General features: G+C 68.4%; 13 protein-coding genes, 1 tRNA gene and 2 pseudogenes. 8 read left to right on the top strand and 8 right to left on the bottom strand.

Going from position 1 to position 15,990, the window contains the following annotated elements:
- Positions 1-240: 240 nt before the first annotated feature.
- A complete protein-coding gene (locus ACFYQ5_RS01835) occupies positions 241-2,499 on the top strand; it encodes a transglycosylase domain-containing protein (RefSeq protein ID WP_389191595.1) in 2,259 nt (752 codons plus the stop codon).
- A gap of 88 nt (positions 2,500-2,587) precedes the next feature.
- On the opposite strand, the gene ACFYQ5_RS01830 is transcribed toward ACFYQ5_RS01835, so the two are convergent.
- Positions 2,588-3,052: a GatB/YqeY domain-containing protein gene (locus ACFYQ5_RS01830; protein WP_389191592.1), complete on the bottom strand. Its 465-nt coding sequence runs from the start codon at positions 3,050-3,052 to the stop codon at positions 2,588-2,590.
- A gap of 79 nt (positions 3,053-3,131) precedes the next feature.
- Between ACFYQ5_RS01830 and ACFYQ5_RS01825 the strand changes: the two genes are divergently transcribed.
- The 4 genes from ACFYQ5_RS01825 (at position 3,132) to ACFYQ5_RS01810 (ending at position 6,066) form a co-directional block, all read left to right on the top strand.
- Entirely contained in the window at positions 3,132-4,070 is a 939-nt protein-coding gene (locus tag ACFYQ5_RS01825; protein ID WP_389191589.1) for a metallophosphoesterase, read from the top strand.
- Positions 4,071-4,157: 87 nt separating this feature from the next.
- Positions 4,158-4,231: transfer RNA gene (locus ACFYQ5_RS01820), tRNA-Pro, on the top strand.
- Positions 4,232-5,057: 826 nt separating this feature from the next.
- Positions 5,058-5,408 (top strand): MerR family transcriptional regulator, encoded by a 351-nt coding sequence (locus tag ACFYQ5_RS01815; protein WP_389191586.1) that lies wholly within the window; start codon positions 5,058-5,060, stop codon positions 5,406-5,408.
- Between the two features lie 454 nt (positions 5,409-5,862).
- Positions 5,863-6,066, top strand: a complete 204-nt coding sequence (locus ACFYQ5_RS01810) for a cold-shock protein (RefSeq protein WP_389191584.1) — start codon at positions 5,863-5,865, stop codon at positions 6,064-6,066.
- Positions 6,067-6,374: 308 nt separating this feature from the next.
- Here the strand turns inward: ACFYQ5_RS01810 and ACFYQ5_RS01805 are convergent.
- From ACFYQ5_RS01805 to ACFYQ5_RS01785, 5 genes and pseudogenes are all read right to left on the bottom strand, one after another.
- Positions 6,375-6,571, bottom strand: a pseudogene (locus ACFYQ5_RS01805) (hypothetical protein); the annotation flags it as partial.
- Positions 6,568-7,698, bottom strand: a complete 1,131-nt coding sequence (locus tag ACFYQ5_RS01800; RefSeq protein ID WP_389191581.1) for a 4-oxalomesaconate tautomerase — start codon at positions 7,696-7,698, stop codon at positions 6,568-6,570. The gene ACFYQ5_RS01800 and the pseudogene ACFYQ5_RS01805, both read right to left, overlap by 4 nt.
- Positions 7,695-8,402, bottom strand: a complete 708-nt coding sequence (locus tag ACFYQ5_RS01795) for a 4-carboxy-4-hydroxy-2-oxoadipate aldolase/oxaloacetate decarboxylase (RefSeq protein ID WP_389191578.1) — start codon at positions 8,400-8,402, stop codon at positions 7,695-7,697. Before ACFYQ5_RS01795 ends, ACFYQ5_RS01800 begins: the two co-directional genes overlap by 4 nt.
- Positions 8,403-8,536: 134 nt before the next feature.
- Positions 8,537-9,060 (bottom strand): annotated as a pseudogene (locus ACFYQ5_RS01790) (GntR family transcriptional regulator).
- 237 nt (positions 9,061-9,297) lie between these two features.
- Positions 9,298-9,855 carry an NAD(P)H-dependent oxidoreductase gene (locus ACFYQ5_RS01785; protein ID WP_389191575.1) on the bottom strand — a complete coding sequence of 186 codons (558 nt, stop codon included), beginning with the start codon at positions 9,853-9,855 and terminating at the stop codon, positions 9,298-9,300.
- A gap of 117 nt (positions 9,856-9,972) precedes the next feature.
- Between ACFYQ5_RS01785 and ACFYQ5_RS01780 the strand changes: the two genes are divergently transcribed.
- The gene (locus tag ACFYQ5_RS01780; protein ID WP_389191573.1) at positions 9,973-10,626 is read left to right on the top strand and encodes a TetR/AcrR family transcriptional regulator; all 654 of its coding nucleotides are present in this window, start codon (positions 9,973-9,975) and stop codon (positions 10,624-10,626) included.
- On the opposite strand, the gene ACFYQ5_RS01775 is transcribed toward ACFYQ5_RS01780, so the two are convergent.
- Positions 10,601-11,848: a damage-control phosphatase ARMT1 family protein gene (locus tag ACFYQ5_RS01775; protein ID WP_389191571.1), complete on the bottom strand. Its 1,248-nt coding sequence runs from the start codon at positions 11,846-11,848 to the stop codon at positions 10,601-10,603. The genes ACFYQ5_RS01780 and ACFYQ5_RS01775 overlap by 26 nt on opposite strands.
- A 175-nt stretch (positions 11,849-12,023) precedes the next feature.
- Here ACFYQ5_RS01775 and htpG point away from each other — a divergent pair, with 175 nt between their 5' ends.
- The gene (gene htpG / locus ACFYQ5_RS01770) at positions 12,024-13,937 is read left to right on the top strand and encodes a molecular chaperone HtpG (RefSeq protein WP_389191569.1); all 1,914 of its coding nucleotides are present in this window, start codon (positions 12,024-12,026) and stop codon (positions 13,935-13,937) included.
- A 362-nt stretch (positions 13,938-14,299) separates the two neighbouring features.
- The gene (locus tag ACFYQ5_RS01765; RefSeq protein WP_389191566.1) at positions 14,300-15,094 is read left to right on the top strand and encodes an SGNH/GDSL hydrolase family protein; all 795 of its coding nucleotides are present in this window, start codon (positions 14,300-14,302) and stop codon (positions 15,092-15,094) included.
- Between the two features lie 43 nt (positions 15,095-15,137).
- On the opposite strand, the gene ACFYQ5_RS01760 is transcribed toward ACFYQ5_RS01765, so the two are convergent.
- Complete coding sequence (locus ACFYQ5_RS01760) at positions 15,138-15,974, bottom strand: class I SAM-dependent methyltransferase (RefSeq protein ID WP_389191563.1); 837 nt, start codon at positions 15,972-15,974, stop codon at positions 15,138-15,140.
- Between the last annotated feature and the right edge of the window lie 16 nt (positions 15,975-15,990).

Here is a 15,990-nt window from a genome sequence, read left to right as displayed (position 1 = left end):
CCCAGAGGAGTGATGCAAGGACATGCGTGACCTTCCCGATGAACTCGGGACAGAAAACCCAAGTCGCAACGGACATTCAGCAACACATGAGGCGAATTCGGGGACGCCTCGACAGGTGGCTGAATTCCATTGAGGACCGTGCAGAGGGGTTGATGCGAAATCGGACTGCTGTGACAGTTGGGAGCAGCTTAGGCCAAGGCCTATACGTGTGTCCGGCGAATGAGAACGTAGGCTGCCCCCATGCCAAAGAAGCGCTCAGGCGGGGGTCTGACGACGACCCAGCAGGCCGCCAAGTTCCTCGGTGTCGCCGCGCTCTCCGGAGCTGTGCTGGCGGGCATCGCGCTGCCGGCCGCCGGCGCACTCGGGCTCGCGGCCAAGGGGACGGTCGAGGGATTCGACGAGATCCCCTCCAACCTCAAGACTCCGCCGCTGAGCCAGCGGACCACGATCCTGGACAACGAGGGCGGCGCGCTCGCCACGGTGTATTCGCGTGACCGCACCGTCGTCCCGCTCAAGGACATCTCGCCGTACATGCAGGACGCGATCATCGCGATCGAGGACTCGCGTTTCTACGAGCACGGCGCGGTGGACCTCAAGGGCATCCTGCGCGCGATGAACCGCAACGTGCAGGAGGGCGGCGCCGCGCAGGGCGCCTCCACGCTCACCCAGCAGTACGTGAAGAACGTCTTCGTCGAGGAGGCGGGCGACGACCCGGACAAGGTCGCCGAGGCCACCCAGCAGACACTGGGCCGCAAGGTCCGGGAGCTCAAGTACGCGATCCAGGTCGAGGAAGAGCTCGGCAAGAAGAAGATCCTGGAGAACTACCTCAACATCACGTTCTTCGGGCAGCAGGCCTACGGCGTCGAGGCGGCCTCCCAGCGCTACTTCTCCAAGCACGCCAAGGATCTGGAGGTGGGAGAGGCGGCGATGCTCGCCGGCCTCGTCCAGTCGCCGACCCGCTACGACCCGGTCAACGACACGGAGGAGGCGTCCAAGCGCCGCAACACCGTGCTGCAGCGCATGGCAACCGTCGGAAGCATCTCGCAGGACGAGGCCGACAAAGCCATCGCCGCCCCCCTCGAGCTGAATGTCAGCAGGCCGAAGAACGGCTGCATCACCGCCGTCAGCGGCGCCGGGTTCTTCTGCGACTACGTACGCAAGACCATCCTGACCGACCCGACCTTCGGGAAGACCGAGGAGGAGCGCGCCAAGCTCTGGAACCTCGGCGGTCTGACCGTCAGGACCACGCTCTCGCCGCGCGCGCAGCAGGCGGCCGACGAGGCCGCGACCTCGAAGGTCTACAAGGACGACAAGGTCGCCGCTTCGGTGGTCCAGGTCGAGCCCGGCACCGGCAAGATCCTCTCGATGGGCCAGTCCCGGCCGTACGGACTGGACCTGAAGAAGAACGAGACGGTCATCAACCTCGGCGTCAGCAACAAGATGGGCGGCAGCACCTACGGCTTCCAGGTCGGCTCGACCTTCAAGCCGATCACCGCCGCCGCCGCCCTGGAGAAGGGCATCAGCCCTGCGGAGAGCTACGCCACCGACTGGAAGATCTCGCTGCCGCTGAACTCCTTCCGTAACTGTGCGGGAGCCCCGACCGGCACCAGCAACTGGGACCTGCAGAACGAGCTGGAGTCCGAAAAGGGCAGCTGGGACATGACGAGCGCGCTCGGCAAGTCCATCAACACCTACTTCGCCAAGCTGGAGCAGAAGACCGGGCTCTGCGAGACGGTCGAGATGGCGAAGAAGACCGGCTACGAGCGGGGCGACGGCAAGGAGATCGAGGAGAACGCCTCGATCACCCTCGGCGGCGAGGTGAGCACCCCGCTGTCCATGGCCTCCGTGTACGCCTCGTTCGCCAACCGGGGCACGTACTGCTCCCCCGTCGCCATCGAGTCGATCACCGACGCCAACGACAAGAAGGTCGGCGTACCGAAGACCAAGTGCTCCCGAGCGATGAGCGAGAAGACGGCTGACACCATCAGCCAGATGCTCAAGGGTGTGGTCGAGGACGGCACCGGCACCCTGGCCGGTCTCTCCGACCGCGACAACGCGGGCAAGACCGGTACGACGAACGACCGCCTCGACGCCTGGTTCGTCGGCTACACCCCGAACCTCTCCACCGCGGTCTGGGTCGGCGACGACATCGGCGACAAGACCACCAAGATGTACGACATCACCATCGGTGGCCAGTACTACGACAAGGTCTGCGGTGGCTGCCTTCCCGGTCCCATCTGGAAGACAGCGATGACCGGCGCGCTGGACGCGTCGGAGACCCCGTCCTTCAACCCGGTCTCGGTGCCGCGCGCCAAGGAGAAGGGGAAGGACGAGGGCCGCGGCGAGGGCCGCGAAGAAGGCCGTGAAGAAGGCCGCGGCGAGAACACGGGCGGCGGCAACGACGACAAGCCCGACGCCGACCCCCTCGGCGGGATCACCCTGCCGCCCGGCATCATCGGCGGGAACGACGGCCGTGGCCGCGGTGGCAACGGCCCCTGACCGTCCCGGTCCCACCACGTCGTCATGACATGAAGAGAAGGAGGGGCGCCCCCGGGCCGGGGGCGCCCCTCCTGCGTACGTCGGCCTCTCAGCCCGCGAGCAGCTTCTTCACCGTGGCGGCGACCCGGCCGCCCTCGGCGAGCCCTGCCACCTTCGGGTTGACGATCTTCATGACGGCACCCATCGCGCGCGGCCCCTCGGCCCCGGCGGCCTTCGCCTCCTCGACGGCCTGCGCGACGATCGCGTGCAGCTCGTCGTCGGAGAGCTGCTTGGGCAGGTACGCGTCGAGCAGCTCACCCTCGGCCTTCTCCCGCTCGGCCTGCTCCGTCCGGCCGCCCTGCGCGAAGGCCTCGGCCGCCTCGCGGCGCTTCTTCGCCTCCTTGGCGATCACCTTCTGCACCTCGTCGTCGGAGAGCTCGCGCGACGTCTTGCCGCTGACCTCTTCCTTGGTGATCGCGGTCAGCGTGAGCCGGAGGGTGGACGAGGTGAGCTCGTCACGCGCCTTCATGGCCGTGGTGAGGTCTTCCTTGAGCTTGGACTTGAGCGTGGTCATGCGGCGATTGTGACAGGTACGGGGCACCTGCCGCCCTCCTGTTTTCGTCCCACCGCACCGTTTCTGCGACGATGGACCCATGCGCGCACGCTACGGAGTACCCCTGAAAGTCACGGCAGTCGGCGCAGCGGTCGGTGCCGCCGGCCTCGTGTACGCGGCCGGATTCGAGGCACGCTCGTTCCGCCTCCGCCGGATCACCATTCCCGTACTCCCGCATGGAGCACGCCCGTTGCGCGTACTCCAGGTCTCGGACATCCACATGGTGAGCGGCCAGCGCAAGAAGCGCGCCTGGCTGCAGTCGCTGGCGGGCCTGCGCCCGGACTTCGTCGTGAACACCGGCGACAACCTCTCCGACCCGGAGGCCGTGCCGGAGCTGCTCGACGCGCTCGGCCCGCTGATGGAGTTCCCCGGGGTCTACGTCTTCGGTTCCAACGACTACTACGGCCCGAAGCTCCGCAACCCCGTCCGCTATCTCCTGGAGAAGGCGCAGGGCAAGCACGGGCTCAACGGAAACGCGCCGGCGGTCAACGTCGTCCACAACCCGTGGGAGCCGATGCGGGACACCTTCGACGAGGCCGGCTGGCTGAACCTCTCCAACACCCGGGGCCGGATCAAGGCCGACGGCCTCGAGATCGCCTTCACCGGCCTGGACGACCCCCACATCAAGCGGGACCGTTACGCCGAGGTCGCAGGCGGCCCCGAAACGGGCGCGGACCTCTCGATCGGTGTCGTCCACGCCCCGTACCTGCGCACCCTGGACGCCTTCACCGCGGACGGCTACCCCCTGATCCTGGCCGGCCACACCCACGGCGGCCAGCTCTGCATCCCCTTCTACGGCGCCCTCGTCACCAACTGCGACCTGGACACGGACCGGGTGAAGGGCCTCTCCGGCCACACGGTCGGCGAACGCCGCTCCTACCTCCACGTCTCGGCGGGCTGCGGCACGAACCGCTACACCCCGGTCCGCTTCGCCTGCCCGCCCGAGGCGACCCTGCTGACCCTGACGCCTCGCGACTGAGGCCCCGCCGGGGAACAAAAACCGGATTTCGCCTCCGGGCGCCGGTGAGCTAAAGTAATCGATGTCGCCGGGACAATCGGTGGACATCGGGGTGTAGCGCAGCTTGGCAGCGCGCTTCGTTCGGGACGAAGAGGTCGTGGGTTCAAATCCCGCCACCCCGACAGCTGAAACACCAGGTCAAGGGCCTGATTCTCTCTGAGGATCAGGCCCTTTCTGCGTTCCCGGAGTGCGTTCGGGAGAAATCCGGGAGCAGACCGGAGCAGACCTCGGCCAGGGTCTCCCAGTCGGCCGGACCTGGCCGGCTCGGGGCATCCCTCCGTCCCCTCGCAGCCGAGCTGGGCTCCGTCAGCCTGCGGTGCGTCGCCGTCGTACGACGGCGGCCCATGCGGGCTCCCCTGGCCGGCCCCGAGCCCCTCACGCACATGTTCTTCGAGCGGGTCCAACTATCTCTTTGGCTGATTGGCAAAAATCTATACTGGTCGAGGTAGACATTGCACCGTCTCGTGGCTATGGTTTCTCCTGTAGCCGAGATCGAGCAAGGCCCGGCAGAGATGAACTGCCGGGCAGTAACACCGCAGTTGCAGTGCGCAGGACGGTTCGGTGGTGGAGTTTCGAAGCCAGGGTTGTTGCAGGACGGCGACGGGGCTGACGACCGGACCGGGTGGCCCGCAGTGATCAGGGGCCGCCATCACCAGCAGTACGCAGTACCCCGCTTGGTAAGTGATCGTCCAGAGGGAAGAACGGAGGAGCCAGGCGCCATCAGGATCGCCCGGGCGGAAGCCTTGAGCCCGGGTACCGCAGGACATCGACAGTGAGGTGGTCTCCGGTCAAGCAACCGCGATCCCCGCGCCCCCGGCAGCAGTTCGGTCGGGTCCGCGGAAACAGAAGGCCGGCGCAATAGCAGGGCCGGCAGATGGTGTAACAGTTCCTTCGGGGCCCTGGTGCATTGGCACCAGGGCCCCTCCACGCGTTCCGCAGAGAGGTGCAATGACAGCAGACGACTCCTTCGGCCGTCTCGATGACGACGACTACCCCGCCTACACCATGGGCCGGGCCGCCGAGATGCTCGGGACCACCCAGGGCTTCCTCCGTGCCATCGGCGAGGCCCGCCTGATCACCCCGCTCCGCTCCCAGGGCGGCCACCGCCGTTACTCCCGCTACCAGCTGCGCATCGCCGCGCGCGCCCGTGAGCTCGTCGACCAGGGCACACCCGTCGAGGCGGCCTGCCGCATCATCATCCTCGAGGACCAGCTCGAAGAAGCCCAGCGCATCAACGCCGAATACCGTCGCGCCGCCGCCTCGGAAGAGGCACCACCCGCCGCCCGAGGTGGTGCGTGACCACCGGGCACCCCACGGGAATCACCCCGCCTGAACTTCCCGGCGTCTGCTGCCCGACCGGTTCGCATGCGCGGCAGGCGCCGGCTCCGGGCGCCGGTGGAAGAGTCCGGGGGCACACGTGATGAGGGCCGAACACGGCGCGCACTTCTCTCAGAACGCTGCGCTTCGGGCCGATCAATATCTGTGACCGCTGGATGAGGGTTTGATGCACCGTGCGAGGAGTGTTTTCAGCACACCGCGCCACCTGAAATTCACGGCCTCACACCGGTCGCCACCGCATGCTACTGTCGATTTCCGTTGCAGTCGTGGTTCCCAAAACTTAAACGCCTTCGTCGGTATTAAATCCGCAGGGAGCGTTCTGTATTTCCGGTCATTCTCCGGACGGGGCATCATCGCGGCGACCCGGTGTTCGTGCATCGCGGGTGCCGGCGTACTGCCCCAAAGGAGATATGACATGGCGTCCGGCACTGTGAAGTGGTTCAACGCGGCCAAGGGTTTCGGTTTCATCGAGCAGGACGGTGGAGGCGACGACGTGTTCGCCCACTTCTCCAACATCGCTGCCGAGGGCTTCCGCGAGCTGGTCGAAGGCCAGAAGGTCACCTTCGACATCGCGACGGGCCAGAAGGGTCCGACGGCCGAGAACATCGTTCCGGCCTGACCCTGACGCGCACTTCGTAGCTGGGGCCCGCATCCCTCGGGGTGCGGGCCCCAGCTACGGACATTTCCGAGGTATCGGCTGGGACCGACGGCGCGCCCGTGGCGTCACCCGTTCATCGCCTGTACCCGCAGCGGATGCGCTGCGGGACAGATCTGCTTTCACGTTCCTTCGACGCGCCCTCGCACCGGCCTCCGTTGCGATCATTCCTTGATGCGTGCCGCATCAAGGAATTCCTGTGCTCGGATCAGCTGAAATCCCACCCGTGCCACAGGGAGAACACAAAGCGCGGCCGGCGACTTATTTCACGTCGTAGCGGTGAAGACGGCCGATAAATCGCTCAGCCGGGCCGATTCCGAGTTTGCCAGGACCTCCGACCCGCTGCCCATGCGGATTCCGGAGCCGGCCGTCCCGTGATGACAGCACCACCGGCGACCGCGGCCGGAGACATCTGTTTGCTGTGCCCGGATTCGACCAGGGCAGCGATGTAGCGACGCGGCGATGTCACCGGGAGGGGGAGTCGTCTGCGGCCCCTTGCGGGGAGAGCTCGGATGGCGGGGCCGGCTGCGCGGGCCTGGGGAACACGGTGCCGTCGAAGATCTTCCGAGCGGTCCGCACCACCGCGGTGCGCTCGGTGGTGGGGGTGCCGTCGGCACCGGTTCCGACGCCGGCCTCGATGTCGAGGAAACCGGTGGGGTGCTCGATGCGCAGCCGGTCACCGCGCGAGGGGAGCTGGGCGATGCCCTCGGCGACGCTTCCGGGGATGCGCAGCCCGGCGGCGACACCGGCGGCTCCGAGTACGCCGATGGAGGTGTGGCAGCGGTGCGGGATGAAGGTACGGGTCGTCACCGCGCCGTCATGGGCGGGTGGGGCCAGCAGACTGAGCTTGGGCACCGTCGTGTCGCGGACGTCGCCGAGTCCCATGAGGGGGCCCGCTTCGAGGCGGATCCTCTCGATGCGGTCACGCAGAGCCACGTTGTCCTCCAGCTCCTGCGGAGTCTCGTAGCCCGTGATGTCCAGGGCCTCTGCCGAGATGAGTACGGTCGGCATCCCGTTGTCGACGCAGGTCACCGGCGTACCGGCGATGACCTCACGGGCCCGGCCGGTCGGCAGCAGGGGGCTGGTGCCCCGCGCGAATTCGATCACCACCGGAGCGGCCGTCCCGGGCACCCCGGAGATCCGCGCCGTCCCGGTGTAGTCGACGCGCCCGCCGGGGGTGGGGAAGGTGGCCGTGGCCAGGTCGTCGGTGTTGACCATCCGGATGCGTACGGACGTCTGCCCGTCCTGGGCGGCGACCAGGCCCCGTTCGACAGCGAAGGGCCCGATCCCGGCGAGCAGGTTGCCGCAGTTCTGACGGTCGGACACCTCCGCGGTGTCGACGGCGACCTGGAGGAAGAGGTAGTCGACATCGACGTCCGGATCGTCCGGTACGGAGACGACCGCGACCTTGCTGGTGACCGGGTGCGCCCCGCCCAGGCCGTCGATCTGGCGCGGGTCGGGGCTGCCCATGATCCGCAGCAGCAGATCATCACGGGCGGCCGGGTCACGCGGCAGGTCGTCGGCCAGGAAGTAGGCGCCCTTGGACGTGCCGCCCCGCATCAGGAGGCAGCGGACCTCCGCCGGTTCCCGGGTCACGCGCCGGCCTCCCGCGTGTGGTCCTCGTACGAGGTGTACCGCACACCCAGGGCGTCGAGCTTCTCGCGCAGTCCGTAGCGGTCCGGCCCGAGTTGGCCCTCCAGGAAGGCCGCGCGCGCCCTGGCCTCCTTGGTCTCCCGCGCCTCGGACGCCTCGGCGGTCTCGCGGGCGCGCTCGCGGGGCACGACCACCACACCGTCGTCGTCGGCGACGATGACGTCGCCCGGGCGGATTACCTGGCCGCCGATGACGACCGGGACGTTGACCGAGCCACCGGTCGCCTTCACCGTCCCCTGGGCCGACACGGCCTTCGCCCACGAGGCGAAACCCGTGTCCCGCAGCTCCTGGATGTCACGGATGCCCGCGTCGATCACGAGCCCGCGCACCCCGCGCTTCTGGAGTGCGGTGGCGAACAGCTCCCCGAACATGCCGTCGGTGGACGGCGATGTCGTGGTGACGACCAGGACGTCGCCCTCGCCGCACTGCTCCACCGCCGCGTGGCTCATGAGGTTGTCGCCGGGCCGGCTGAGCACGGTGACCGCACTGCCCGCGATCCGCACACCCTCCTGGATCGGGCGCAGCCCGGGTCCGGTCAGCCCGGTGCGGCCCATCGCCTCGCTCACGGTGGCGACGCCGTATCCGGCGAGCGCCTCGATGTCCCGCGCGTCCGCCTTCGGCGGGCCGGTGACGATGACGCCGCTCATACCGGCCGCTCCACGATCCGCGCCGTGTCGGTTGTCATGGCTGATGTCATGGCTGAACTCTCCTTGCTGGACAGGGTTTCGAACCCACCAGCGCGGCGCGCCAGGCGCGCAGTGCGTCGATCAGGCGCCGCGCGTCACCCGTGCGGTGCCTCGATCACGCTCGCCAGGTGGGGGCGGGCGGCCGCCTCGGCCGCGCGGCGGCTCCCTGGCCCTGATCGCTTCGATCACGGCCAGGTGTTCACTCAGGGACCGCTGGGGGCGTCCGGGCCTCAGGCGAGCTGGAACCTGTGGCGCACCCGCTGGCCGTTCAGCCGCTCCAGGAGCGATACGGCCGTCTGCTGACCGGAGAACTCCCACACCATGGCGTGGAGTTCGTGATTCAGATCGGAGCAGGGCATGGGCTCGCCACGGCTTCGTCGACGCTCGCCACACGCACCCGTGCACCGCGGTTACGGATCCGTTCGACCAGCCCTTCCGACTCCGGCTCGACCAGTGCCGCTCCGACGCCGGCCCGTGTCACACCGATCTGCTCGGCGAGTTCGTTCTCCACCAGCCGCGGGGCCGGTGCCATCTCGCCGCGCAGAATCGCCTGCCGCAGCTGGGCCAGAGCCAGCTGCCCGGCCTGCTCCCCACTGGTCGGACCGGCTTGATTCGGCATCGTTGCCCCCTGAGTGAGTGCCTGTCGAACCTAAATCCGGGCCGACATAATTGTCAACAATCTCGTTGGTCATATTGCCGAAGTTACGTCGTTCTCAGCGCGGAGCCCGCGCGCGAACGCCCGCACAACGACACATGGGTCCGGTCCCTCTCCTGGGAGAGGGACCGGACCCATGGCCATGCCGGACGGCACGAGGACGGCGGCGCGGCATCCCCGCGCGCCGCCGTCAGCGGTGGATCAGACAGCCGCCGCGGTGCCCTGCGCGACCTGACGGAGCACCTCGGTCAGCGAGGCGACGACCTCGGCGTCGTCCGCCGGGTGGAGCTCGGCGAAGCGGGTCACGGAGCCGGGGATGGAGAGCTTGGCGTCCGCGAGGACCGCTCCACCCGCGATGCCGGCCGCCTTGCGGGCATCGTCCTGCGCCCACACGCCGCCGAACTGACCGAAGGCGGTACCGACGACGGCGACCGGCTTGGCGGTCAGGGCGCCGGCGCCGTACGGGCGGGACAGCCAGTCGATGGCGTTCTTCAGGACGGCCGGCATGGTGCCGTTGTACTCGGGCGAGAACAGGAGGAACGCATCGACCCGGCCGGCCGCCTCGCGCAGCTGGGCGGCGGCAGCGGGAACGCCGCCTTCGACGTCGATGTCCTCGTTGTAGAAGGGGACGTCCGCGAGTCCCTCGTAGACCTCCACCTCGACACCCTCGGGCGCGTGCTTGACGGCCGCCTCGGCGAGCTGACGGTTGTGGGAGCCGGCGCGGAGGCTGCCGACGAGGGCGAGGATGCGTACAGACATGAGGGAAGCTCCCGGGTGACGGAGACTGCAGAAGTAAGCGGACCATAGTCCGTTTAAAGTTGTACCACCTAAACGGACCGTGGTCCACTTGCGTCGGCCCGGGGCTACCCTGAAGCCATGACCGCTCCCCCTCCCCCGCTGCCCAGGCCGCCCGACCCCGGCGAGGCACGGACGAATCTCGTGCTCGCCGCCGTCGGCGAACCGGAGCTGCTACGGGCGGATGCGGCACGCAATCGAGTGCTCCTGCTGGACGCCGCCTCCCGCCTGCTGGCCTGCTCCGGACCGGCGAACCTCACCATGGAATCGGTGGCCACCGCCGCCGGGGTCGGCAAGGGCACCGTCTTCCGGCGCTTCAAGGACCGCACCGGCCTGCTCATCGCGCTCCTCGACCACCGCGAGGCGCTCCTGCAGGCCGCCTTCCTGTCCGGGCCGCCTCCCCTGGGCCCCGACGCCCCGGCGGCCGAGCGGCTGCACGCCTTCGGTCCCGCCCTGATGCGCCATGAACGCGATCACCACGAGCTGATCCTGGCCTCCCGCAACGATCCGCTGCGGACCTACGCCGTCCCCGCGCAGCGGCTCAGGCTCAGTCATGTCAGCCTGCTGCTACGCCAGGCGGGGGCGGGGGGTGAGCCGGAGCTGCTCGCGCACACGCTGCTCGGGACGATCGACACTCCCCTCGTCCATCATCTGACGTGCGAACGCGGATTGAGTACCGGTCAGTTGGAGGAGGGCTGGCACGAACTCCTCACCCGGTACGGGGTGCCGCGCTGAGCATGGTCCCACCACCCGGCTGTGCGCGGACCTGGATCAAGGCGTGCGTTCCGCTGGTACGCCACACCCGGCCGGACCGCTCCAGACCCTCCAGGGTCCGCGGGTCCAGGCCCACGACGACGTCGGACTTCAGGGTGCGAAGCGCGGCTACGGGCCCCGGGAAGTACGCCGTGAGGTCGGCGAACGGTGTGGTCGCGGGCCACAGCCGGTCGCCCACCAGGCGCCGGTAGTTGAGGTCGCCCTTCAGGACGGTCAGCGTGGCGGTGCCCAGATCCGCCCGGAGATCCTCCGGCATCCGCTCGTAGGGGAACGGGGCACAGAAGAACGGGTGGGTACGCACCTCGATCCGGCCCGCGCCCATGGCCTGCCGGACCCGCCTGCCGATCGCGCCCGCCTCACCGGGGGCCCGGCGCAGTCGGCTCAGGCAGTCGACGACGTCGGCCGTCATCGCGTCGGAGACGTAGTACGGGCACGGCTTCACATGGAGCACCACCCGCCCGGCGTGGCCGTACTCGAGCAAGTGGTCGATGAGGACGAGGTCGGGGATCAGCTCGCGCCCGGTGTTGTCCGCGATGACGGCGACGGTGGCCGGGGATCCGGGCGGCAGGATCGACCACAGCACGGCGCTGTCGTCGGCGACCAGACCGGTGACGGCCTCGCCCGGAGCGGATTCGCCCGTCGGGCCGCGGAAGCCGAGATCGGCGCGGTTGCCCCAGAGCGAGGCATGGAGAAGCGCGGTCGCCCGATCGGCCGCGGGAACCCCCGCGAGGTCGTCCAGGGTGCGGAGCTCCTCCTCGACCGTGTCGCCGCGGAGCTCGGCGCGCTTGAAGGGGGCGAAGGGGTCGATGCCCCGCCACGGACCCTCGCCGAAGTAGCCGACGGCCCCCAGGAGCCTGCGGTAGAAGTAGCTCTCACCCCAGAGGAACGGGGCGTCGAACCACGGGCGTCCGAAGTGCTCCCGCCCCCACTCCGCCCAGAGCTCGCGGTCCGCGTTCCCGGGGCCGAGCGGTTCGACGACGCCGTGCGCGATCTCGTGCAGCAGGGCGTCCAGGGCGCGGTGCTGCCGGGGACCGTACGGGAAGGCTTCGCGCACCTCCTCGATCAACGCGGGATGGCGCTCGGCCATGACGCCCCGGGCGAAGCTGCCCGGTTCCCGGCACGTGATCACAGGGGGGAGGCCGAGGCCCTCCGCGGCCTGGAAGGTCGCTCGCGTATCGCCCATGCCGCCCAGTCTGCCCGGTGGGCGAGCCGTGCGTCCCACGGCGGGCTCGCATGTCCGCCGCCCGCGGTGGGCATGGAGCCCTCAACGGCCATGACCGAAGCGGCACATGGGCCACGGGGCCTGGTTACGATATGCAGCGGTTCAGACGACCAACCCAGGAAAGGGAACCCGACCCATGCCGGCCGAGACGTTCGAGTTTCAGGTAGAAGCGCGCCAGCTCCTGCAGATGATGATCCATTCGATTTATTCGAACAAGGATGTATTCCTGCGTGAGCTCATTTCCAATTCTTCGGACGCGCTGGACAAGCTGCGACTGGAATCGCTCCGCGACGACACGCTCCAGGCGGACTCGTCCGACCTCCACATCGCCATCGAGGCCGACCAGGAGAAGCGCACGCTGACCGTGCGCGACAACGGCATCGGAATGTCGCACGACGAGGTCGTTCAGCTGATCGGGACCATCGCTCATTCCGGTACGGCGAAATTCCTCCAGGAACTGAAGGAAGCCAAGGACGCCGCCGCTTCCGAGGAACTCATCGGGCAGTTCGGCGTCGGATTCTATTCGAGCTTCATGGTCGCCGACGAGGTCACCCTGCTGACCCGGCGCGCAGGTGAGGACACCGGCACACGCTGGCAGTCCAGCGGCGAGGGCACCTACACCGTCGAGTCCGTCGACGACGCCCCACAGGGCACCTCGGTCACCCTGCGGCTCAAGCCCGAGGACACCGAGGACAAGCTCTTCGACTACACGTCACCCTGGAAGATCAGGGAAATCGTCAAGCGCTACTCGGACTTCATCACCTGGCCCATCCGCATGGCGGCCGCCGGGGGCGAGGAGGGCGCCGAGCCCGAGGTCGAGACGGTCAACTCGATGAAGGCCCTGTGGGCCCGGTCGAAGGACTCCGTGACCGATGAGGAGTACAGCGAGCTGTACAAGCACATCAGCCACGACTGGACCGAGCCGCTCGAAACCATCCGCATGCAGGCGGAGGGAACCTTCGAATACCAGGCCCTGCTCTTCCTGCCGTCCCACGCGCCGCAGGACCTGTTCATGCAGGACCACAAGCGTGGAGTGCAGCTCTATGTGAAGCGCGTATTCATCATGGATGACTGCGAAGCGCTGATGCCTACGTATCTCCGCTTCGTGAAGGGCGTGGTCGACGCACAGGACCTGTCGCTCAACGTGTCGCGCGAGATCCTTCAGCAGGACCGCCAGATCGAGATGATGCGGCGTCGCCTGGTCAAGAAGGTGCTCTCGACGGTGAAGGACATGAGGGCCGGCACCCCCGAGAAGTACGGGACGTTCTGGAAGGAATTCGGCCGGGTCCTCAAGGAGGGCCTGTTCCAGGACTTCGAGAACCGCGACGCGATCCTGGAGATCTCCTCCTTCGCCTCGACCCAGGACGAGGTGGAGCTGACCACCCTGCGCTCGTACGTGGAGCGGATGAAGGAGGGGCAGGAGCAGATCTACTACATGACGGGCGAGTCGCGCGCGGCCATGGAGAGCTCGCCCCACATGGAGGCCTTCCGCGCCAAGGGCTTCGAGGTCCTGCTGCTGACCGACCCGGTCGACGAGGTCTGGGTCCAGTCCGTTCCCGAGTTCGACGGCAAGCCGCTCCAGTCCATCGCCAAGGGCGAGGTCGACCTGGACACCGACGAGGAGAAGAAGGAGGTCGAGGCCGAGCGTGAGAAGCAGCAGGAGGACTACGCCGGCCTGCTGACCTGGATGACGGAGCAGCTCGGCGACACCGTGAAGGAGGTACGCCTCTCCTCACGGCTCACCGTCTCGCCGGCCTGCATCGTCTCGGACACGCACGACGCCACTCCGGCCCTGGAGAACATGTACCGCGCGATGGGCCAGGAGGTGCCGCAGATCAAGCGCATCCTCGAACTCAACCCCTCGCACGCGCTGATCAACGGGCTGAAGAAGGCGCACGCCGAGCAGAGTGGCCAGGAGGACACCGGCACCGAACTGGCCGAGACGGCCGAGCTCGTCCACGGGCTGGCGCTCCTCTCGGACGGTGGCGAGCTGAGTGACCCCTCGCGCTTCAGCAGGCTGATGGCGGACCGCCTGGAGCGCACGCTGTAACACCCCGCCTTTCCCTCTCGCACCGCGGCCGCCAGGTTCCCTGGCGGCCGCGGTCTTGTGCGGTGCGCGAGCAGTCGTGACGGCGGCACGACCACAGGAAGCGGCTGCCGTTCGAACAGACACCGCTCCCCAGGAGATGACTCAGAGGAGTCGCCAGGGGTGTCGGAGACATCCGTAACTTCACCATTTCGAGGGCCTGTCGGAGGTTTATCTACGCGCGGAGCATCGCCAACCGAACGATCCTTCGGGCATATCAGACGACTTTCCCGCGGGCCATTACCGCCGAGTACCGGGAGCTGCTACAAACGTGCTCGCCCCACGAACTCCCCACTCGTCCCCCACATTTCGAAGGGCTGGCAGCCATGTCAGTACGAACCTTCCGGGCATCCCTCTCCGCTCTCGCGCTCGCCGCCGTGGCCACACTCGGCTTGGCGCAACCGGCGTCCGCCGCCGGCGAGAACTACGTCGCTCTCGGTGACTCCTACTCCTCCGGAGTCGGCGCCGGGAGCTACACCTCGGAGAGCGGCGACTGCAAGCGCAGCACCAACGCCTACCCCTACCTCTGGAGGAACGCGAACGCCCCGTCGTCGTTCGCGTTCGTCGCCTGCTCGGGTGCGACGACGGCCTCCGTGTCCAGCGGCCAGCTGGGCGCGCTGAACTCGTCGACCACGCTCGTGAGCGTCACGGCCGGCGGCAACGACGTCGGCTTCGCGGACGTCATGCAGACGTGCGTCCTGCAGAGCGAGGCCACCTGCGTGAACCGCGTGAACACCGCGGTCTCCCAGATGCAGAACTCGCTGCCCGGCAGCCTCGACTCCCTCTACGGGGGCATCCGGGCGCGCGCTCCGCAGGCCCAGGTGGTGGTGCTGGGCTACCCGCGGTTCTACAAGCTGTCGGGCTCCTGCGTCGCCGGCCTCACGGAGACCGAGCGCGGAGCGATCAACAACGCGTCGGACGTGCTGAACGGGGTGCTCGCCAAGCGGGCGGCCGACGCCGGGTTCACGTACTCCAGCGTGGTGGACGAATTCACCGGGCACGAGCTCTGCTCGGGTGACGCGTGGATCCACAGCGTGACCGTCCCGGTCACCAACTCGTACCACCCCAAGGCCATCGGGCAGTCCAACGGCTATCTGCCGGCCTTCGACTCGGTGGCGTAGCCCGCGTCAGGTGGGCCCGCCGCCGGGCGGGCCCACCTGCTGGTCAACCACCGGCAGGGCGCGTCGCCTTGACCGAGTACATCATCGGGATGCGGGGGCGATCGGCCGGGAAGCGGTAGTAGCCGTCCGCGTGCCGCACCAGCGCCGGGTAGCGGGCGAAGAGCGAGGCATCGTGTTCGTGCAGGAACTCGATCCGCAGCCCGGCCGCCGCCAGCGCCGAGACGACCTCGCCCACGGGGTGCTGCCACTCCACGCTGCGGTTGTGGACGGTGGCGGCGTCGAAGTCGGCGTAGGTGCCCGGCGACTCGTCCACCCAGGCATCGGGGCTGAAGTAGTCGTACGCGACCGTCGAACCGGTCTCGTCGTCCAGACAGTCGGTCAGGGGATGGAACTCCGCCAGGTAGAGGAACCCTCCGGGCGCGACCAGCGAGGCCGCGACCTCCGCCCAGCGCCGTACATCCGGGAGCCAGTTCAGCGCGCCGAGACCGGTGTAGACGATGTCGTACGCGGAGTCCGGTACAGCCTGGGCGGCGTCGTACACATCGGACGCGACGAACGCGGCCCGGTCCGGCGGCAGACCCAGTGAACGGGCCAGGCCCCGGGCGGTCTCGACTGCGGGCTCGGAGAAGTCGAGGCCGACGACCTGGGCGGCACCGTGGCGGGCCCACGACAGGGTGTCCAGGCCGATGTGGCACTGCAGATGCAGCAGTGTCCGGCCCGTCACGTCACCGACCTCCGTGAGCTCGAACTCGCGCAGGGAGTCCTTGCCCGCCCGGAAGGCATCCAGGTCGTAGTAGGCACTGGCCGCGTGGATGGCCACGCGTTCGTCCCAGCGTGCGCGGTTGGCCTCGTGCCAGTCCTCGGGCGTCGGTGAGTACATGCCGGGAAAGTTACCC

Origin of the sequence: Streptomyces sp. NPDC005794 (assembly GCF_042871445.1) — a bacterium.
GTDB lineage: Bacteria > Actinomycetota > Actinomycetes > Streptomycetales > Streptomycetaceae > Streptomyces.
This window is presented reverse-complemented; position numbering and strand designations above follow the sequence as displayed.